We start from the raw sequence: 17,427 nt of genomic DNA, 5'->3' as shown, positions 1-17,427 counted from the left end.
CGGGTGAAAAAAACGGTTCGGACTCAGAAGGCGCCGCCGATGGCATGCCGTGCGACGAAGTGGCCGGGCGCAACCTGCACCAGCGGCGGCACATCGGGCTCGTCGCCCACGGCGCGGATCGGGCTGGGAATCTCGCCTTCGAGCAGCGCGCGCGGCTTGTGTCGGCGCGACGGGTCGGCCACCGGCACTGCCGCCATCAGCTTGCGGGTGTAAGGGTGCTGCGGCGCCTCGAACACGGCGCGGCGCGGGCCGATCTCGACGATCTGGCCCAGGTACATCACGGCCACGCGGTGGCTGATGCGTTCGACCACGGCCATGTCGTGCGAGATGAACAGGAACGCCACGCCCAGCTCGCGCTGCAGGTCGAGCATGAGGTTGACGATCTGCGCCTGAATGGACACGTCGAGCGCCGACACCGATTCGTCGGCCACCACCACCTTCGGGTTCAGCGCGAGCGCACGCGCGATCGCGATGCGCTGGCGCTGCCCGCCCGAGAACTCGTGCGGATAGCGCTGTGCCACCTCGGGCGGCAGGCCGACCTTCTGCAGCAGCCAGTCGACGCGCTGCTGCGCCTCGGCACCCTTGGCGATGCCGTGGATGAGCAGCGGCTCCATGATCGAGAAGCCCACCGTCACGCGCGGATCGAGCGAAGCGAACGGGTCCTGGAAGATGAACTGGATGTTGCGGCGTAGCGCCTGCAGCTCGCGCGTGGGCAGCTCGCGGATGTTCTTGCCGCCGAACTCGATCGCGCCGCTCTGGCTCTCGACCAAGCGCAGCAGCGAGCGGCCGGTGGTCGACTTGCCGCAGCCCGATTCGCCCACCAGCGCCAGCGTCTCGCCGGGGTACAGGTCGAAGCTGATCTTCTCGACCGCATGCACGCGGCGCTTCACGCGGCCAAAGATGCCGCTGCGCACGTCGAAGCGCGTCACCAGGTCGCGCACGCGCAGGATCGGGCCGGCGTCTTCGCGCACGGTGGTCTGCGGCGTGGTGTCGTTGCAGGGCACGGTCTCGGTGCTGTCTTCGGTGCGCAGCAGTTCGAACTTGGCCGGCAGGTCGGTGCCCTGCATCGCTCCGAGCTTGGGCACGGCCGACAGCAGCGCCCGGGTGTAGGGGTGCTGCGGCGAGGCGAACACGGTGTCGGAGCTGCCGGCTTCCACCTTGTCGCCGCGGTACATCACGAGCACGCGATCGGCGATTTCGGCCACCACGCCCATGTCGTGCGTGATGAAGAGCACGCCCATGCGCATCTCTTTCTGCAGCTCGCGGATGAGCTGGAGGATCTGCGCCTGGATCGTCACGTCGAGCGCGGTGGTGGGCTCGTCGGCAATCAGCAGCTGCGGCTTGCACGACAACGCCATCGCGATCATCACGCGCTGGCGCATGCCGCCCGAGAGCTGGTGCGGAAAGCGGTCGAGCACGTTGCGCGCTTCGGGAATGCGCACGAGTTCGAGCATGCGCAGCGCTTCGGCGCGCGCCGCCGCATTGCTCTTGCCCTGGTGGATGCGGATGGCCTCGGCGATCTGGTCGCCGGCGGTGAACACCGGGTTCAGCGAGGTCATCGGCTCCTGGAAGATCATCGCGATGTCCGCACCGCGGATGCCGCGCATCGTGCTGTCGCGCGCCTGTGCCAGGTCGAGCACTTCGCCGTTGCGTCGGCGGAAGGCCATGCTGCCGCCGAGGATGCGGCCGCCGCCGTGTTCCACCAGCCGCATCAGCGCGAGCGAGGTGACCGACTTGCCCGACCCCGATTCACCCACCACCGCGAGCGTTTCGCCGTGGTCGACGTGGAAGGACAGCTTCTTGACGGCATCGACCGTGCGCTCGGAGGTCGAGAAGCGCACGGTGAGGTCGTCGACGGCGAGGACGCGGCCGTCGGGCAGGTTCAGGGCAGGGGAGGACATGGCGGATGCGAGGGAAAAAGGGGCAGGGCGTCAGGCGAAGATGGCGGTGACCGGGGCTTCATCGCCGCGCGCGTGGCCGCGGTACATGCCTTCGGTGTTGAAGGCCAGGCTCAGGTTGCCGTGGCGGTCGACGGCGATCAGGCCGCCGGTGCCGCCGATGGCGGGCAGCGACTGGTGCACCACGGCATGCGTGGCCGCTTCGAGCGTGGCGCCGCCGTAGGCCATGCGCGCGCAGATGTCGTAGGCGGCTGCGACGCGGATGAACATCTCGCCGCTGCCGGTGCACGAGATGGCAGCGGTGCGGTTGTCGGCGTAGGTGCCGGAGCCGATGAGCGGCGTGTCGCCGACGCGGCCCACGCGCTTGTTGGTCATGCCGCCGGTCGAGGTGGCGGCGGCCAGGTGGCCGTGCATGTCGAGCGCCACGGCTCCGACGGTGCCGAACTTCTTGTCTTCGTCCAGCGGCGGCTTGGTCATGGCGGCGCCTTCGTGGTCGGTGACCACGCGGCCCGTGTCGCGCACGCGGTACAGCTGCTGGCGGCGTGCGTCGGTCGAGAAGAAGAAGGGCTCGACCATCTCCAGGCCGCGGTCGCGCGCGAAGGCCTCGGCGCCCGCGCCGGCCAGCAGCACGTGGGCGCCGTCCTCGAGCACGGCGCGCGCGGCGCGCACCGGGCGGCGCACGTGGCTCACGCCGGCAATGGCGCCGGCCGCGAGCGTGGCGCCGTCCATCACGGCGGCGTCGAGCTCGTGCGTTTCCTCGTGCGTGAACACCGCGCCGTAGCCGGCGTTGAAGAGCGGGCAGTCTTCGAGCATCTCGACCGCCAGGCAGGTGGCGTCGAGCGCGGACATGCCTTTGAGCAGCGCGGCCTGCGCGGCGCGCACGATGATCTGCAACGCGTCGTGGTAGGCCTGCGCCTGCTCGGGGTTGGTCGTCGAGGCGCTGATGGTGCCGGCGCCGCCGTGGATGGCGATGACGGGCGTGACGTTCTTCATCGGGAAGCTTTCTTCTTTTTCTTGCCGGCGTCGGAAGCGACGGCGGCGGGGAGGGAGGGCATGGAGACTTCGCCGCGCGCATGGCCCTGGCCCAGTCCGCCGTGCAGCCACGGACGCACCGCCTGCAGGATGCGGCCGGCCGACTGCGCCGCGCCGGGCGCGCGCAGGGCGACCGCGCTGGTCAGCGCCTCGATCAGCGCGAGCACGCTGGTCTCGCAGTTGGGGCGGTAGCTGGTTTCGGTCTGGCCGTACAGCACCACGTCGGCCAGCGGCGCGATGGGCGAGCTGGGCCGGTCGGTCAGCGCGAGCACCGCGCAGCCCTGGCCGCGCGCGATCTGCGCCAGCGCCACCGTGTCGGTGAGGTAGCGCGGAAAGGTCAGGCCGATGAACAGGTCCTGCGGCCCCGCGTGCATCAGCGTGCGCGCCGAGTGCGTCACGCCGCTCACGCTGGAGAGCATGCGCACGTCGCTGCAGGAACCATCGAGCCCGTGCTGCAGCAGGCCCGCGAGCCAGGCGCTGGCGCCGAAGCCGCCGATGTAGATCGAGCGGGCCTTCAGGATGCGCTGCACCGCGGCCTCGCAGGCGGCGTAGTCCAGCGACTGGCGCGTGGCTTCGATGTTGCGGCGGCTCTCGTCGAGCGCCGTGGCGAACACCTCGGCCACCGTGGTCGGGTGCTCCAGGTTGCCGCGCAGCCGCTCGACCGGCGCCACCAGCGGCTCGAAGCCGCGCACGAGCTCGGCGCGAAAGGCGGCGTAGCCGTCGAAGTCCAGCGCGCGCGCAAAACGGTTGGCCGTGGCCACCGACACGCCGGCCGCGGCGGCGAGCTCGTCGATAGGCAGCGTCGCGACCTGCAGCGGATGCCCGAGCACGAAGTCGGCCACCTGCCGGTGCGAACGCGTCAGCCGCGGCAGCGCCTGCGCAATGCGCTGGGCCACGGTGGTGCCTGGGGTGTCGACGTTGGTGCTCATGGGGCGGGCGATGCACCGGGAAGGGTGCGAGTGATGTAAATCGGTTTACAAATATATGTCAGTTATGAAAATTTTCTGTCATTTCCGAGCGTGAATGCAAATACTGGGCCAGAAGAGAGGGTGTTTTGAGGGTTTACCCCGAGTCGAATCGGTCGGGGTCGGGTGGGCGCAGGTTCGGCGTTTCCCCAGGCGATACACTCCCGGCCGCACGTCAAAAAAGGCGTGCACGGGATTGGCGTCCCGAATCACCTCTGCGTTTTCAACGGAGGCCATTCATGGCTGGTTCTGCCTGCTCACTCACGCCATCTCCCGCATCCCCTGACTTCGGCGTTGCCGAAGCTTTCGCTCTTCAGGCGTGCGACGACACCGACAGCCTGCGCGAAGTGCTCTGTGCCTACGCGTGTCTCGAAAAACTCATCGTGCCGCTTGAAGTGAGCGACACGGAGCAGCTCAACCCGACTCGCAGTGAACTCAGCGCGTTGCTGCGCCTGGTCAATGACGAGTTGAGCCGCCGCATCGAGGCCGTCGACAAGACGGTTCATGCGATGCGTGGCGCGTTGACTGTCGCTGCTGCGAACTGACGGACAGTTGAATGTCCTTCGTCACGGGGCGTCCCAAAGAGCGCGCTCGCGCTGTTCGTCAAAATGCGGACAGAAAAGGGAGCCATGCAATGAAGACAGAGGAAGCGAGTGACCAAGGTTCTGCGCTGGGCGGGCGAATCCTGAAGGTCGACCACGCCGGAGAGCAGGGAGCGGTGAACATCTACAGGGCGCAAATCTTCATGGCGCGATGGACCGCGCCTTCGCTGGTGCCTGAACTGCGGGAGTTCAAGTCCCACGAAGAAGGGCACCGGGCGTTGTTCGCGGCCGAACTGAAGCGCCGGGGCGTTCGTCGCTGCCGCAGCTACTGGTTGTGCGGCATGGGTGGCTGGGTGCTCGGCCTGATCACCGGGTTGCTCGGTCGTCATGCGATTTCGGCCACCACCGTCGCTGTCGAGCGCGTAGTGCTTGGGCATCTGAAGGCCCAGTTGCGCGAACTCGCGGGGAAGGACGAGGCGGCCGTGCGCACCATCTCGCAGATCGTGGAAGAAGAACAGCTGCACCACGACCAGTCCGCATCGCACGTGCAGGCCAATCACCTCTGGACGCGGGTCCTGAGTCCCGTGGTCGCGCTGTCGACCGAGTCCGTCATCTGGCTCGGGATGCGCCTCTGAGTTTTTTAATTTGTCGGCCACGTAGACAAAGGAATTAATCGCCGAGGCTGAACGCGCATCACGGCGTTGACGCCCTCGTGCCCAACCCCGAGTATCCCGAGCGGTGCGATTGGCACCGGGGAACGAGGAACCAAAAAATGAGACAGGAATGGCTTCGCCGCGCGTGCGCGGTGATGGGCGGCTTTGTGCTGGTTGCGGCCCTGGCCGCCTGCGGCGGGGGCGGAGGAGGTGGCGGGGGCGGTGTGCCGCTGATCCTGCCGCCGACGGGCACGGCGCCGGTGCAGCCGGCGCCTTCGGCCAATGGCCGGGTGGTGTCGGACACCGTGACGTCGAGCGTCAATGGCGTGCGCTACCCGATCGAGGTGTTCATTCCGGCGGCCTACGACAGCAGCAGCGATGCCGTGCCGATCATCTACGCCTTCGACGGCGACGCGACCAACGGCCTGCCCGACACGCGCTTCACGACCCTCAAGAACGTGCTGCTCAAGCGCGGCACCAAGGCCATCCTCGTGGGCATCGGGAACACCGCGCGCCGGCAGGAGGACTACAACTTTCCGGGCGCCAACGCGTACCACACCTTCCTCACGAAGGACCTGGTGCCGTTCATCGAATCGAAGTACCGCGCGGACCCGAAGAAACGCATGCTCACGGGCCTGTCGACCAGCGGCAACCTCGCGGCCACGGCGCTGTTCCTGGAGGCGCCGGACAACCTCGTGTTCTCGTACTTCATTTCCATCGAGGCGGCCTTCTGGCAGCAGGAGGCCGAGAACAACGCGCTCGAAAAGAAGATGTTCGACGCACTCGCAGGCCGGCCGCTGCCCGTCACGCTGATCCTGGCGCACTGCGCCAGCGGCTGCAACGAAGTGCCGGTGAAGGCGATGTACAAGCGGATGTCCGAACGGGGCTACGTCGGACTGCAGCTCATCGACACGGAGTTCAACTCCACGCACGTCGGGACGGACGTGCTCGCGTTCGACGACGCGATCATGCGGATCTTCAAGTAAGGCTTTGCGGCGAACCGGGGAACCCGGTTCGCGCCACATGCTCAGTTGACGGAAGGGCTCGGCGGGTAGCCGGCTTCCGTCAACGCCGCCACCAGCGTGGGGCGGTCTTCGGTGGTGTCGATGCGCACCGTTCTTTGCTTCACGTCCACTTCGAGCCTGGCCTGCGGGTCCAGGTCCTTGATGGCGCGGGTGATGCGGCCGGCGCAACTGCCGCAGGTCATCGACTGGATTTCAAACGCTTGCATGGGGTGAGTCCTTTCAAAAGAGTGACTCGCAGTGTCAAGCTTGGCATCGTGTGAAGGTCAAGCGCGGCGAACGCCTGACCCCTGGCGTGCCAAGGTCATGCGCCGTCTGCGCTTGACTCTCTCATGGTGTGAAGGTTGAGGCTTCGCGCTTTGGCTCGAAGGAGAACCCCATGGAACATCCCACGGCGCCGGCTGCTGCGGCGCGCTTGTCCCTTGCCGAGGTCGTTGCGCGCTCTGGTGCGTCCGCGCAGTTGCTGAGTGACTGTGAATCGCTCGGGCTGCTCGACGACACGGCGCACGCCGGCCGCTACGACGAACGCGCGGTGTCGACACTGCGCTTCGTGCGGCGCGCGCACACGCTGGGTTTCGACACACCGGAAGTCGTCGAGCTGCACGCGCTGTGGCAAGACGGTCGTCGTGCAAGCTTCGACGTGAAGCGCGTTGCGCTCGAACGCGCCGACGACCTGGCCCAGCGGATCGAAGAGCTCGCGCACATGAAGCGCCTGCTGGAGCGCCTGGCCCACTGCTGCGAAGGCGACGAGCGCCCGGAGTGTCCGATCCTCGATGAACTGGCGGGGCTCAAGGGCTTCGCCGGCTGCGAAGCGCGGCGTGCCTGAAGCCGATCCTCAGCCCGGAATGTTCGGCTCGACCAGCTGCGCCAGCGCGACCAGCGATTCCTGCCAGCCCAGGTAGCACATCTCGACAGGAATCACCTCGGGGATGCCTTCCTGCACAACGGACATCTCCGTGCCGCACGACACCGCCGTCAATGTCACGGTGGTCTTCATCGTGCCCGGCAGGTTGGCGTCGTCGAAGCTCGCGTCGTAGGCAATGCGCTGACCGGGCACGAGTTCCAGGTACTTGCCGCCGAACGAATGGCCGTGGCCGGTGCCGAAGTTGGTGAAGGACATGCGCCACGCGCCGCCCACCACTGGCTCCATGGTGTGGACCTTGCCGGTGAAGCCGAAGGGCGGCAGCCAGCGCTCGAAGGCGCCGGGCTCCACGAAGGCGCGGTAGAGCTTGTCGGGGGTGGTGCGCAGCACGCGGTGCAGGCGGACGGTGTTGGTGGCCATGGTTGCTTTCTCCTGGTGAAGTACAGAGGACGACCCTCTGTGATGACGTCGGATGAGCCCGCTGCGATTCGACAGGTGCAGGATCAGGAAAAACCCTGAGCCCACACCCCGCGCCTCAATCGATGAACCGCGCCACGATGTCCTGGAACGACGGCAAGTCCATCGGCGTGTGGCCGCCTTCGTAGCCCTTCAGGCTCAGCTGCAGACCCTTGTAGTTGCGCGCGGCGATCTGGTCGCGCAGCGCGGTGATCTCCGGACCGCCGACGTTGCCGATGGCATAGCCCAGCAGCAGGGTCACGGGAATGTCGCGCGTGCTGCTGTTGGCGTACATCTGGCTTTCGAGCGGATCGAGCTGGCCGCGCGCGCCGGCGGCGGGCGGATCCGACGCGAAGAAATGCTGGAAGGTGAACGTGCCCGCCGCGCCTTCGGTGAAGAAGGCGATGAGCGTGAAGACGCCGCCGTTCGACAGGCCCGAGAGCATGCGCCTGGCCGGGTTGGCCCGGTAGTTCGATTCGACATGCGGCACCAACTGGCCGGTGAGGAACTCGTGGTACGCCTTGGCGCCCGGCATCAGGTAGTCGGTGTTGCGGCGCGAGGTGCCGCCGATGCCGACCACGATGGCTTTCTTGCCGGCCTTCTCGAGGGTGTCGGTGAAATTCTGGAAGCGCGTCACGCTCTGGTTGTAGACCGCGTCGCCGTCGGTGATGTAGACCGTGGGGTAGCTCGCGGTGGCGCCGTCGTAGCCGGCCGGCAGGTAGACCTGGATCGGGTAGGTCGCGTCCGTGGCGGTCGACTTCATCGAGCTGCTGACCACCCGGCCGCGCCCGGTGTCCGCGGGCGGTGGTGTCGGCGTGCCGCCGGCCGGTGGCAGCGGCAGCATCGCCACACCGCCCCCGCCGCCTCCACCACCCCCTCCGCCGCCGCAACCTGACAACCCCAGCAGCAGGGCGCAGCCCGCTGTGAACATGAGCCGGCGAAGAATCCCTCTTGTCTGCATGTGACGTTCCTTGTTGTGATGACCGTGGTGGCGGAAGCCGGGGCGATCTTAGGGGCGATGGGGTGCGACTGTCGCGGCCGTCTTCTGCATGAACACGCTCAACGGATCGTCCGGATAGTCCCCGAAGCGCTCGCGCCGCGCATACCCCGCACGCGCATAGAAGGCCAGCGCCTCGGGCTGGCTCACGCCCGTCTCCAGCCGGAACATCGCGCATCCGCGCGCCGCCGCTTCGGCTTCGAGAAAGCCCAGCACCTTCGCCGCGACGCCTTGCCCGCGGTTCTGCGGGCGCACGTACATGCGCTTGAGTTCGCCGTAGCCGGGGTTCATGACGACGGCGCCGCACCCGATGGCCGTGCCGGCCGCGTCGCGCGCGACGGCGAACAGCACATGGGCCGCCGACAGCGCGGCAAGGTCGATGCCGTAGTGGCTCTCGGGCGGGTACAGCGGCTTCTGGTACGCGTCGAGGTCGTCGATGAGCTGGACGACGTCGGGCTGGTTCGGGTTTTCGATCGAGATCTGCATCGTTCGATCGTAGCGAGCCGACGCGCTGCAAAGCCCGACGCGCGACGGGGTTCTGCGCGGCGGCCAACAATGGCCGCGTCATTCATCTTGTTCGTCAGTTCGTTGATTGAAGGAGTAGAACTTTGGAATACCGTCATCTGGGCAAATCAGGCCTCAAGGTCCCCGTGTTGAGCTTCGGCACCGGCACCTTCGGCGGCAAGGGCGAGTTTTTCAGCGCGTGGGGCAGCACCGACGTGGCCGAGGCGCGCACGCTGATCGACATCTGCATGGACGCCGGCGTGAACATGTTCGACAGCGCCGACATCTACTCGGGCGGCGCCGCCGAATCGGTGCTGGGCGAGGCGATCAAGGGCCGGCCGCGTGACCGGCTGCTGATCTCGACCAAGGCCACCTTCCGCAGCGGCGAGGGGCCGAACGACGTGGGCTCGTCGCGCCATCACCTCGTGCAGGCGGTCGATGCGTCGCTGAAACGGCTGGGCACCGACTACATCGACCTGCTCCAGCTGCACGGCTTCGACGCCAGCACGCCGGTCGAAGAAACGCTGTCCACGCTCGACGACCTCGTGCGCGCGGGCAAGCTGCGCTATGTGGGCGCGTCGAACTTCTCGGGCTGGCACCTCATGAAGTCGCTGGCGGTGTCCGAGCAGCGCGGTTATGCGCGCTATGTGGCGCACCAGGCCTACTACTCGCTGGTCGGGCGCGAGTACGAGTGGGAGCTGATGCCGCTGGCGCAAGACCAGGGCGTGGGCGCGGTGGTCTGGAGCCCGCTGGGCTGGGGCCGGCTCACGGGCAAGATCCGCCGCGGCCAGCCGCTGCCGGCCAACAGCCGCCTGCACGTGACGGCGGACATGGGCCCGCCCGTGCCCGACGAGCTGCTGTACCGCGTGGTCGAGGCACTCGAAAAAGTTGGCGCCGAAGTCGGCAAGACGGTGCCGCAGGTCGCGCTCAACTGGCTGCTGCAACGCCCGACGGTGTCCAGCGTGGTGGTCGGCGCGCGCGACGAGGCGCAGCTGCGCCAGAACCTCGGCGCGGTGGGCTGGAACCTCACGCCCGCGCAGGTGGCCGAGCTCGATGCGGCCAGCGCGACCACGCGCACCTACCCGTACTGGCACCAGCAGGGCTTCAAGGAACGCAACCCGAACCCCGTCTGACCGGGTTCAGTCGGGTGTCAGCCCCAGCACCCACTGTTTGAAGTGCTCCAGCGCCCCGGAGGCCGGCCGGCCTTCGGGGTACGCGAAGTAGTAGCCCTGGTGCACGTCCAGGTGCCGGTCCACCGGGATCACGAGCTCGCCGGTGCGCAGTTCCTGCTCGACCAGGATGCGCGGCGCCAGCCCCACGCCCATGCCCGCCGCCGCGGCGGCCACCACCATGGTGAACAGCTCGTAGCGCGGCCCGCGCGAGGCGTGCACCGTGTACTCCCACTCTTGCTGCGCGTACCAGTCACGCCAGGCATGGGCGCGCGTGCTCAGGTGCACGTGGCGGCAGCGCTCGAAGCCGGCCTCGTCCCACCGGGCCTGCGCATCGCGGAACGCAGGGCTGCAGATGGGCACCATCTCGCCTTCGGAAAAGATCAGCCCGCCGCGCGTGTTCGGCCAGAACTGGTCGCCGAAGTAGATGGCCGCGTCGTAGGCGTTTTCCTGGAACGAGAAGGGCTGCGAGCGCGCCGACAGGTTCACCGTGATGTTCGGGTGCAGCCGGCTGAAGTCGGGCAACCGCGGAATGAGCCATTGCGTGGCGAAGGTCGGCACCACGGCCAGTTCGAGCACGAAGCCCATCTCGTGGCCGGCGCTGATCTCCAGCGTGTCGCGGCGGATCTGGTCGAGGTGGCGGCGGATGCGCGCGGCGTACTCGCGGCCCACGTCGGTGAGCGTGAGCCGCTTGCGCACGCGCGAGAACAGCGGTACGCCCAGGCGCTGTTCCAGCATCGCCACCTGGCGTCCGACCGCGCTTTGCGTGAGCGCCAGCTCGGTCGCCGCGCGGGTGAAGCTCCCCAGGCGCGCCGAGGCTTCGAAGGCCTGCAGCGCGCCGAGGTTGGGAATGTCTTTTCTCATCGCGCTATTCTGGCGGCAGCATGCGTAGCCCGGGCAACGGCCAGGGCCAGCACATCGAAGACACGGAAAGGCATCTCATGCGGCGTGTGGCGATCATCGGCGGCGGGGCCATCGGCTCGGCCATCGCGTACTTCCTGGGCGCCGACCCGACGGGCGAGGCCTTCGACATCACGGTGGTGGAGCGCGACTTCTCGTACCGACAGGCCTCGTCGGCGCTGTCGGCCAGCTCGATCCGGCAGCAGTTTTCCACCGCCATCAACATCGAGATGTCGCTCTACGGCATCGAGTTTTTTCGCGCGCTGGGCGAAACGCTGCGTGTGGGCGATGACGACGTGCCCGATATCGGCCTGGTCGAGCCCGGCTACCTGTACCTGGCCTCGCCGGCGGGTGTCGAGGTGCTGCGCGAAAACCACGCGACGCAGAAGGCGCATGCGGTGGATGTGGCGCTGTTGACGCCCGAGGAGCTGAAGGCGCGCTTCCCGTGGCTCTCGACCGAGGGCATCGTGCTCGCATCGCTCGGCCTCTCGGGCGAGGGCTGGTACGACGGCTACAGCCTGCTGCAGGCCTTTCGCAAGAAGGCGGTGTCGCAAGGCGTGCGCTATGTGCAGGCGCAGGCGACGGGCCTGCAGCGCGAGGGGCGCCGCGTCACCGGCGTGCGGCTCGACGGCGGCGACACGCTGCATGCGGACATCGTCGTCAACGCGGCGGGCGCATGGGCGGCGCCGGTCGCGCAGTGGGCCGGCATCGCGCTGCCGGTGCACGGGCGACGCCGCAGCGTGTTCAGCTTTTCATGCCCGAGCACCTTGCCCGGTTGCCCGCTGGTCATCGACACCTCGGGCATCTGGCTGCGGCCCGAAGGTCGCCAGTTCATCTGCGGCTTTGCGCCGCCCGAAGACCGGGACCCCGACGACGCGCCGCTCGAAGTCGACCACGAGGCCTTCGAAAACTTCATCTGGCCGGCGCTGGCCGAACGCATCCCGGCCTTCGAGGCCGTCCGCATGACCGGCGCCTGGGCCGGCTACTACGAGATGAATGTGTTCGACCACAACGCGATCCTCGGCCTGCACCCGGACTGCGACAACCTCTACTTCGCGAACGGCTTCTCGGGCCATGGACTGCAGCAGTGCCCTGCTGCAGGGCGGGGCATTGCAGAGCTGATCCGCTTCGGCGGCTACCGCAGTCTCGACCTGTCGCCGCTGTCGTTCGCGCGCATCCTGGAGAACCGGCCGCTGCGCGAGAAGAACATCATCTAGGGTTGCTGCTCCGCCGGCTTGATGTCCCCCACGGGCGACAGCAGCGCCGGGTCGAAAGCGGCGAGCGCGCGGCCTTCCTTCAACCGCTTCGGCCAGTCGGGGTTCGACAGCGCGCCGCGTCCCAGTGCCACGAAATCGGCGCCGTCCGCGAGCGCCGCCTCGGCGCGCCCCGGGTCGTGCAGGCCGCCGTTGGCGACGATTGCGAGGCCGGGTGCGTGGCGGCGCGCGAGCTGCAGCAGGCTCGGTCCCCCATCGCCGAAGGCGGGTCGCCAGGCTTCGAACTCGGTGACGTGCAGGTAGTCGATGCCGCTGTGCGCCAGGGCCCCGAACACCGTCGCCGCGCCGGCCTCGGCTTCCGGCCACTTGTGGCCGAAGTCGTTGACCTTGCCTTGCGAGATGCGTACGCCGACCGGCGCCGAGGCGCCCAGCATCTGCCGCACGGCGCGCGCCACCTCGACCGTCAGCTGCACGCGTTGCGCGAGGGCGCCGCCCCAGCGGTCGGTGCGCGTGTTGGTGTGGCCGCTCAGGAACTGGTCGAGCAGGTAGCCGTTCGCGCCGTGGATCTCCACGCCGTCGAAGCCCGCCACTTCCATCGCCAGCAGCGCGGCCCGGGCGAAGCCGCGAATCGCTTCGGCGATGTCGGCATCGGTCATCGCGCGGGGCACCGGGTACTCGCCTTCGCCGCGGTAGGCCGTCATCTGCGTGTCGAGCGGGCGAACGGCCGACGGCCCCGCCGTGTGGTCGCGAAAGCGGTTGAACTGCGACAGCGCACCCGCATGCATGAGCTGCGCGATGGCGCGCCCGCCCGCGTCCTGGATCGCCTTCACCACCGGGCGCCACGCGCGGGCCTGTTCGCCGTCGCTCAGGCCGGGCTGGCGGGCATAGCCTTGCGCGTACGCCGTGTCGGTGTAGATGCCTTCGGTGATGACGAGCCCGAAGCCGCCGCGCGCAAAGCGCTCGTAGTAGCGGGCCATGGTGCCGTTGGCGTGGCCCTCGGGCGAGGCGCTGACGCGCGTCATCGGCGCCACGGCGAGCCGGTTGGGCAGCTGCAGGCCGTGCAGCGTCGCCGGCGCGAGCAGCGGCGTGCTCATCGGGCGTCTCCGGGCGCGACGGCGATGGCCTCGATCTCGATCATCGCGTCGGGCGAGTACAGGCCCGAGACCTCGACGATGGTGTCGGCCGGGTAGGGCGCCGAGAACCACTGGCGGCGCAGTTCGACGATCTTCGGGAAGTTCGCCATGGAGGTCAGGAAGATCGTCACCTTGACCACGCTGCCCAGGCCCGTGCCGGCGGCCCGCAGCACGCGGTCGAGGTTCTTGAAGGCCTGCTCGGCCTGGCGATCGAAGTCGCCCTTGCCGACGATCTCGCCGTCGTCGCCGATCGCGGCCTGGCCGGACACGAAGACGAGGTTGCCGAGCTGGATGGCCTGCGACAGCAGGAAGGGGGCGTAGGGGTCGGGTTGGGTGTGGATCTGCTTGGGTTGGAGTTGCATGACAGGTGTCTTCTATGGTGAATTTCAGATCAGCCGTGGAAGTGGTTTCTTCCCGCGACCCCTGAAATTTAGAGATGAAGAGGGCGCCCGACAAAGGCTGATTTTTCAGCCGATAGATGAGTTGAGCTAATCTGTACGCATGCGAAGACTTCCTCCCCTGGGCGCATTGCGCGTGTTCGAGGCCGCGGCCCGCCGGCTGAGCTTCAAGGCCGCCGCCGACGAACTGCACGTCACGCCCACCGCCGTCAGCCACCAGATCAAGCAGCTCGAGGAAACGCTCGAGGTGCGCCTGTTCGAACGCGGCACGCGGCAGGTGCACCTGACGGCCGCCGGGCACCAGCTGTTTCCCGCGCTGCGCGACGGCTTCGACAGCTTCGAGCGCGCGGTCGACGGCGTGCGCCGGCTGAAGGGCACGCGCATCGCCACGTTGTCGTCCACGGTCGGGTTCATGGCCCGGCGGCTGGCGCCGCGCGCGGGCACCTTCCGCGACCTGCACCCCGAATGGACGCTGCGGCTGGACGCCACCAACCAGGTCGTCGACCTCGACACCGAGGCCGATGCGGCGATTCGCTACGGCAACGGCCGCTACGCCGACCTGGTCGTGGAGCCGCTGTTCCAGGATCACTACGCGCCGGTCTGCAGCCCCGCGCTGGCGGTCGCGGCGCGGCAGGACCTGAAGGCCGTCTCGCTGATCCATTTCGAATGGGGGCGGGCGGGGCGCGACGAAACGCTGGCGCCCGTGTGGCGCACCTGGCTCGCGCGCGCGGGCCGCACCGACATCGATGCGCAGGCCGGCCTGTCGTTCACCGAAGAGATCCACGCGGTGCAGGCCACGGTCGCGGGGCAGGGCGTCGGCCTGCTGAGCCTGGCGCTGGTGGCCGACGAGCTGGCGTCGGGCCTGCTGGTGCAGCCCTTCGAGTTGTCGGTGGAGAGCTACCGCTACGACCTGGTCTACAGCCCGCGCGCCGCCACCCGCCCCGCGACGGACGTGCTGCGCGACTGGGTACACCGCGAGTTCGGCGGCGGCGAAAAGAAGGCATAGTGGCAGGCATGACTGCCCAGACCCTGTACGCGCAAAAGCGCGTTTCCGCCGCCGATGCCGTGCGCCAGGTGCGCCACGGCGACATGATCATCGTGCCCACGGGCGTCGGCGAGCCGCCCTCGCTGCTCACGGCCTTGTCGGAGCAGCGCCGCGATTTCCGCGACGTGAAGGTGGCGCAGATCCTGGCGATGCGCAAGTACGCCTACATCGACCCCGAGACGGTCGAGCACGTGCGCCACGTCGCGCTGTTCTTCGGCGGTGCCACGCGCGCCGGCGGGCAGGCGGGCTGGATCGATTTCATTCCCAACTACTTCTCCGAGATCCCGGCGCAGATCGAGCGCGGGCAGATCGCGGCCGACGTGGTGTTCAGCATGGCTTCGCCGATGGACGCGCACGGCTACTTCGCGCTGAGCCTGGGCCCCGACTACACGATGGCCGCCGTGGCGAAGGCCCGCGCGGTCGTGCTCGAGGTGAACCCCAACGTGCCTTATGCGCACGGCAACTGCCACGTGCACATCTCGCAGGTGGCGGCGCTCGTCGAGAGCAGCGAACCGGTGATGGAAGTCGGCCTGCCGAAGATCGGCCCGGTGCAGGAAGCCATCGGCAAGCACGTGGCCGACCTGATCGACGACGGCGCCACCTTGCAGATCGGCTACGGCGGCATTCCCGATGCGGTGGTGATGCAGCTCACGGGCAAGCGCGACCTGGGCATCCACACGGAGATGATCGGCGACGGCATCCTCACGCTGGTGGAAAGCGGCGCGGTCACCAACCGCCGCAAGAACTACCTGCCGGGCAAGTCGGTCGCGACCTTCGCGCTGGGCTCCAGCAAGCTGTACCGCTTCATGGACCGCAACCCGGGGCTGGAGATGCACCCGGTGAACTTCACCAACGACCCGGCGCTGGCGGGGCTGAACGACAACCTCATCGCCATCAACGCCACCATGCAGATCGACCTGCTGGGCCAGTGCGGCTCCGAGAGCCTGGGCCACGCGCCGTATTCGGGCACGGGCGGGCAGTCGGACTTCGTGCGCGCGGCCAACCGCTCGCGCGGCGGCAAGGCCTTCATCGTGCTGCCTTCGACGGCCAAGGACGACACCATCTCGCGCATCGTGCCCTCGCTGTCGCCCGGCACGCATGTGAGCACGAGCAAGAACGACATCAACTACGTCGTCACCGAGTACGGCGTGGCGCAGCTGCGCGGCAAGTCGGCCAAACAGCGCGCGCAGGAGCTGATCGCGATTGCGCATCCGGACTTCCGGGCGGAGCTGACGGAGCAGGCGAAGCAGGCCAAACTGCTGTGAGTTTTGCAGGGCGCAGGGCGTGACTTAGGGCACTCCTGCGCGGCCCCGGGCGACGGCTACATTCGCTGCGATGAGCATCTCCTTGCGACATCTTTTCCTGCTGGGCGCGGCCTGCGTGCTGTCCGGCCAGGCGTTCGCTTGCAGCGGACCGGGCCAGCCGGGATGCCCGCCACCGAACGCGCCAGGCTGGCCCCACAACAGCCGGCCGCCACCCCGGGACACCGTGCCTGTGATGCCCGGCGGCACGGGCCGCTACAGCGACCCCGACGAGTACCTGGCGCCGCCGCCGCCCGACCCCACCTTCTCGTACAAGTGGGGCGCGTACGTCATCGACAAGTCGAAGGGCGCCTTCGGTGGGGTCGACAACCGGGCGACCCAGGCCGATGCCGAAAACAACGCCATCGCTCAGTGCGTGGGCAACGGCGGCACCGCCACCGGCTGCCGAAGCATGACGCTGACCTGGCAGGAAGGCTGCGGCGTGGTCGTGATGGGCCGCAACGTGCTGTCGATGAAGGCCAACAAGCTGCAAAGCGCGGCGCAGGCGGAAGCGATGGCGGAGTGCTCCGCGCATGCGAAGGACTGCAAGGTCGTCACTGCGCGTTGCAACGCGCTCGTCGTCAATCGCTGATCAGCTGGCCTTCGTCGCGCGTACCAGCGACGGCGTGGCCTTGTAGCTTTCGGGGAACAGCTTCTTCAGGTCGTCGATCTTCGGCAGGTCGTGGATCGCGATGTAGGGCTGGTTCGGGTGCAGCGTGAGGTAGTCCTGGTGATAGTCCTCCGCCGCGTAGAAGGGCTTGGACACCTCGACCGTGGTCGCCAGCGGCTTGTTGCCGAAGGTCTTGGCCTGGTTCAGCTGGGCGATGTAGGCGTTGGCGATGCGGGCCTGTTCGGCGTTTTCGGCGAACACGGTGGAGCGGTACTGCGGGCCGGTGTCGGGGCCCTGGCGGTTGAGCTGGGTCGGGTCGTGCGCCACCGAGAAGTAGATCTGCAGCAGCTTGCCGTAGCTGACCTTGTGCGGGTCGTAGCTGATGCGAACGGCCTCGGCATGGCCGGTGCGCCCGGAGCCGACCTCGTTGTAGCGTGCGGTGCGGGCCTCGCCGCCCGCGTAGCCCGAGAGCGCATTGCTCACGCCCTCGACGCGCTGGAAAACGCCCTGCACACCCCAGAAGCAGCCGCCCGCGAACACGGCGGTGGCGGTGGTGGCGCCTGCGGGTGCGGTGAGGTCGACCGTGGGCGCGGGCACGCGGCGCGCGGTCTCGGCGAAGGAGGGGGCCGCGTGCCAGGCGAAAGCGGCGGCGGCGAGCGTGCCGGCGGCGATGGCGAAGGATTTCATGGCGGTCTTTCGTAGGGAGCGCAGGAAAGGGACAGTGAT

20 protein-coding genes are annotated in these 17,427 nt (G+C 68.3%); 9 read left to right on the top strand and 11 right to left on the bottom strand.

Annotation, left to right across the window (positions count from 1 at the left end; genetic code table 11):
* Nucleotides 1-23 precede the first annotated feature (23 nt).
* Genes AC07SQ_RS02765 through AC07SQ_RS02755 form a run of 3 tightly spaced genes read right to left on the bottom strand, consistent with a single transcriptional unit; the run spans nt 24 to nt 3,859 of the window.
* Nucleotides 24-1,901: a dipeptide ABC transporter ATP-binding protein gene (locus AC07SQ_RS02765; protein WP_495270786.1), complete on the bottom strand. Its 1,878-nt coding sequence runs from the start codon at nt 1,899-1,901 to the stop codon at nt 24-26.
* 30 nt (nt 1,902-1,931) lie between these two features.
* Nucleotides 1,932-2,891 (bottom strand): isoaspartyl peptidase/L-asparaginase family protein, encoded by a 960-nt coding sequence (locus AC07SQ_RS02760; protein WP_495270787.1) that lies wholly within the window; start codon nt 2,889-2,891, stop codon nt 1,932-1,934.
* Nucleotides 2,888-3,859, bottom strand: coding sequence for a MurR/RpiR family transcriptional regulator (locus AC07SQ_RS02755; protein WP_062472523.1), 972 nt, complete (start codon nt 3,857-3,859; stop codon nt 2,888-2,890). Before AC07SQ_RS02755 ends, AC07SQ_RS02760 begins: the two co-directional genes overlap by 4 nt.
* A gap of 275 nt (nt 3,860-4,134) precedes the next feature.
* Here AC07SQ_RS02755 and AC07SQ_RS02750 point away from each other — a divergent pair, with 275 nt between their 5' ends.
* The 3 genes from AC07SQ_RS02750 (at nt 4,135) to AC07SQ_RS02740 (ending at nt 6,076) form a co-directional block, all read left to right on the top strand.
* Entirely contained in the window at nt 4,135-4,440 is a 306-nt protein-coding gene (locus AC07SQ_RS02750; protein ID WP_062472525.1) for a hypothetical protein, read from the top strand.
* An 89-nt stretch (nt 4,441-4,529) separates the two neighbouring features.
* Nucleotides 4,530-5,072, top strand: a complete 543-nt coding sequence (locus AC07SQ_RS02745) for a demethoxyubiquinone hydroxylase family protein (RefSeq protein WP_062472527.1) — start codon at nt 4,530-4,532, stop codon at nt 5,070-5,072.
* Nucleotides 5,073-5,209: 137 nt separating this feature from the next.
* Nucleotides 5,210-6,076 carry an alpha/beta hydrolase gene (locus AC07SQ_RS02740; RefSeq protein WP_495270788.1) on the top strand — a complete coding sequence of 289 codons (867 nt, stop codon included), beginning with the start codon at nt 5,210-5,212 and terminating at the stop codon, nt 6,074-6,076.
* Between the two features lie 41 nt (nt 6,077-6,117).
* Here AC07SQ_RS02740 and AC07SQ_RS02735 read toward each other — a convergent pair whose 3' ends face one another.
* Complete coding sequence (locus tag AC07SQ_RS02735; protein WP_489061385.1) at nt 6,118-6,321, bottom strand: heavy-metal-associated domain-containing protein; 204 nt, start codon at nt 6,319-6,321, stop codon at nt 6,118-6,120.
* A 170-nt stretch (nt 6,322-6,491) separates the two neighbouring features.
* Between AC07SQ_RS02735 and AC07SQ_RS02730 the strand changes: the two genes are divergently transcribed.
* The gene (locus tag AC07SQ_RS02730) at nt 6,492-6,938 is read left to right on the top strand and encodes a MerR family DNA-binding protein (protein WP_495270789.1); all 447 of its coding nucleotides are present in this window, start codon (nt 6,492-6,494) and stop codon (nt 6,936-6,938) included.
* 9 nt (nt 6,939-6,947) lie between these two features.
* Here the strand turns inward: AC07SQ_RS02730 and AC07SQ_RS02725 are convergent, their stop codons facing one another.
* From AC07SQ_RS02725 to AC07SQ_RS02715, 3 genes are all read right to left on the bottom strand, one after another.
* On the bottom strand, nt 6,948-7,394 hold the full coding sequence (locus tag AC07SQ_RS02725; RefSeq protein WP_495270790.1) for an SRPBCC family protein: 447 nt from the start codon (nt 7,392-7,394) through the stop codon (nt 6,948-6,950).
* A 115-nt stretch (nt 7,395-7,509) separates the two neighbouring features.
* Nucleotides 7,510-8,391, bottom strand: a complete 882-nt coding sequence (locus AC07SQ_RS02720) for an alpha/beta hydrolase (RefSeq protein WP_495270791.1) — start codon at nt 8,389-8,391, stop codon at nt 7,510-7,512.
* Nucleotides 8,392-8,439: 48 nt separating this feature from the next.
* Nucleotides 8,440-8,913 carry a GNAT family N-acetyltransferase gene (locus AC07SQ_RS02715; RefSeq protein ID WP_495270792.1) on the bottom strand — a complete coding sequence of 158 codons (474 nt, stop codon included), beginning with the start codon at nt 8,911-8,913 and terminating at the stop codon, nt 8,440-8,442.
* A 122-nt stretch (nt 8,914-9,035) separates the two neighbouring features.
* On the opposite strand from AC07SQ_RS02715, the gene AC07SQ_RS02710 reads away from it, so the two are divergent.
* Nucleotides 9,036-10,064: an aldo/keto reductase gene (locus AC07SQ_RS02710; protein ID WP_495270793.1), complete on the top strand. Its 1,029-nt coding sequence runs from the start codon at nt 9,036-9,038 to the stop codon at nt 10,062-10,064.
* Between the two features lie 6 nt (nt 10,065-10,070).
* Here AC07SQ_RS02710 and AC07SQ_RS02705 read toward each other — a convergent pair whose 3' ends face one another.
* Nucleotides 10,071-10,964: a LysR substrate-binding domain-containing protein gene (locus AC07SQ_RS02705; RefSeq protein ID WP_095745476.1), complete on the bottom strand. Its 894-nt coding sequence runs from the start codon at nt 10,962-10,964 to the stop codon at nt 10,071-10,073.
* Between the two features lie 77 nt (nt 10,965-11,041).
* Here AC07SQ_RS02705 and AC07SQ_RS02700 point away from each other — a divergent pair, with 77 nt between their 5' ends.
* The gene (locus tag AC07SQ_RS02700) at nt 11,042-12,217 is read left to right on the top strand and encodes an NAD(P)/FAD-dependent oxidoreductase (RefSeq protein WP_495270794.1); all 1,176 of its coding nucleotides are present in this window, start codon (nt 11,042-11,044) and stop codon (nt 12,215-12,217) included.
* On the opposite strand, the gene AC07SQ_RS02695 is transcribed toward AC07SQ_RS02700, so the two are convergent.
* Both AC07SQ_RS02695 and AC07SQ_RS02690 read right to left on the bottom strand, forming a co-directional pair.
* Complete coding sequence (locus AC07SQ_RS02695) at nt 12,214-13,308, bottom strand: oxidoreductase (RefSeq protein ID WP_495270795.1); 1,095 nt, start codon at nt 13,306-13,308, stop codon at nt 12,214-12,216. The two genes, AC07SQ_RS02700 and AC07SQ_RS02695, sit on opposite strands and share 4 nt — an antisense overlap.
* Nucleotides 13,305-13,709 carry a RidA family protein gene (locus tag AC07SQ_RS02690; protein ID WP_095745474.1) on the bottom strand — a complete coding sequence of 135 codons (405 nt, stop codon included), beginning with the start codon at nt 13,707-13,709 and terminating at the stop codon, nt 13,305-13,307. The genes AC07SQ_RS02695 and AC07SQ_RS02690 overlap by 4 nt, the downstream gene beginning before the upstream one ends.
* A gap of 139 nt (nt 13,710-13,848) precedes the next feature.
* Between AC07SQ_RS02690 and AC07SQ_RS02685 the strand changes: the two genes are divergently transcribed.
* The 3 genes from AC07SQ_RS02685 to AC07SQ_RS02675 all read left to right on the top strand — a co-directional run bounded on the left by AC07SQ_RS02685 (nt 13,849) and on the right by AC07SQ_RS02675 (nt 16,683).
* Complete coding sequence (locus tag AC07SQ_RS02685; protein WP_495270796.1) at nt 13,849-14,751, top strand: LysR substrate-binding domain-containing protein; 903 nt, start codon at nt 13,849-13,851, stop codon at nt 14,749-14,751.
* Between the two features lie 8 nt (nt 14,752-14,759).
* Complete coding sequence (locus AC07SQ_RS02680; protein WP_495270797.1) at nt 14,760-16,055, top strand: acetyl-CoA hydrolase/transferase family protein; 1,296 nt, start codon at nt 14,760-14,762, stop codon at nt 16,053-16,055.
* Nucleotides 16,056-16,287: 232 nt separating this feature from the next.
* A complete protein-coding gene (locus AC07SQ_RS02675; protein ID WP_495270844.1) occupies nt 16,288-16,683 on the top strand; it encodes a DUF4189 domain-containing protein in 396 nt (131 codons plus the stop codon).
* Here the strand turns inward: AC07SQ_RS02675 and msrA are convergent, their stop codons facing one another.
* Complete coding sequence (gene msrA, locus AC07SQ_RS02670) at nt 16,684-17,388, bottom strand: peptide-methionine (S)-S-oxide reductase MsrA (RefSeq protein ID WP_495270798.1); 705 nt, start codon at nt 17,386-17,388, stop codon at nt 16,684-16,686. It abuts the gene before it with no gap.
* Between the last annotated feature and the right edge of the window lie 39 nt (nt 17,389-17,427).

The organism is Variovorax sp. GW821-FHT06D12 (assembly GCF_059419205.1).
This window is presented reverse-complemented; position numbering and strand designations above follow the sequence as displayed.

Excerpts from the sequence above, each read along its gene's own strand:
- AC07SQ_RS02765 (WP_495270786.1), bottom strand. The coding sequence starts at position 1,901 with ATGTCCTCCCCTGCCCTGAACCTGCCCGACGGCCGCGTCCTCGCCGTC.
- AC07SQ_RS02760 (WP_495270787.1), bottom strand. The coding sequence starts at position 2,891 with ATGAAGAACGTCACGCCCGTCATCGCCATCCACGGCGGCGCCGGCACC.
- AC07SQ_RS02755 (WP_062472523.1), bottom strand. The coding sequence starts at position 3,859 with ATGAGCACCAACGTCGACACCCCAGGCACCACCGTGGCCCAGCGCATT.
- AC07SQ_RS02750 (WP_062472525.1), top strand. The coding sequence starts at position 4,135 with ATGGCTGGTTCTGCCTGCTCACTCACGCCATCTCCCGCATCCCCTGAC.
- AC07SQ_RS02745 (WP_062472527.1), top strand. The coding sequence starts at position 4,530 with ATGAAGACAGAGGAAGCGAGTGACCAAGGTTCTGCGCTGGGCGGGCGA.
- AC07SQ_RS02740 (WP_495270788.1), top strand. The coding sequence starts at position 5,210 with ATGAGACAGGAATGGCTTCGCCGCGCGTGCGCGGTGATGGGCGGCTTT.
- AC07SQ_RS02735 (WP_489061385.1), bottom strand. The coding sequence starts at position 6,321 with ATGCAAGCGTTTGAAATCCAGTCGATGACCTGCGGCAGTTGCGCCGGC.
- AC07SQ_RS02730 (WP_495270789.1), top strand. The coding sequence starts at position 6,492 with ATGGAACATCCCACGGCGCCGGCTGCTGCGGCGCGCTTGTCCCTTGCC.
- AC07SQ_RS02725 (WP_495270790.1), bottom strand. The coding sequence starts at position 7,394 with ATGGCCACCAACACCGTCCGCCTGCACCGCGTGCTGCGCACCACCCCC.
- AC07SQ_RS02720 (WP_495270791.1), bottom strand. The coding sequence starts at position 8,391 with ATGCAGACAAGAGGGATTCTTCGCCGGCTCATGTTCACAGCGGGCTGC.
- AC07SQ_RS02715 (WP_495270792.1), bottom strand. The coding sequence starts at position 8,913 with ATGCAGATCTCGATCGAAAACCCGAACCAGCCCGACGTCGTCCAGCTC.
- AC07SQ_RS02705 (WP_095745476.1), bottom strand. The coding sequence starts at position 10,964 with ATGAGAAAAGACATTCCCAACCTCGGCGCGCTGCAGGCCTTCGAAGCC.
- AC07SQ_RS02700 (WP_495270794.1), top strand. The coding sequence starts at position 11,042 with ATGCGGCGTGTGGCGATCATCGGCGGCGGGGCCATCGGCTCGGCCATC.
- AC07SQ_RS02695 (WP_495270795.1), bottom strand. The coding sequence starts at position 13,308 with ATGAGCACGCCGCTGCTCGCGCCGGCGACGCTGCACGGCCTGCAGCTG.
- AC07SQ_RS02690 (WP_095745474.1), bottom strand. The coding sequence starts at position 13,709 with ATGCAACTCCAACCCAAGCAGATCCACACCCAACCCGACCCCTACGCC.
- AC07SQ_RS02685 (WP_495270796.1), top strand. The coding sequence starts at position 13,849 with ATGCGAAGACTTCCTCCCCTGGGCGCATTGCGCGTGTTCGAGGCCGCG.
- AC07SQ_RS02680 (WP_495270797.1), top strand. The coding sequence starts at position 14,760 with ATGACTGCCCAGACCCTGTACGCGCAAAAGCGCGTTTCCGCCGCCGAT.
- AC07SQ_RS02675 (WP_495270844.1), top strand. The coding sequence starts at position 16,288 with ATGCCCGGCGGCACGGGCCGCTACAGCGACCCCGACGAGTACCTGGCG.
- msrA (WP_495270798.1), bottom strand. The coding sequence starts at position 17,388 with ATGAAATCCTTCGCCATCGCCGCCGGCACGCTCGCCGCCGCCGCTTTC.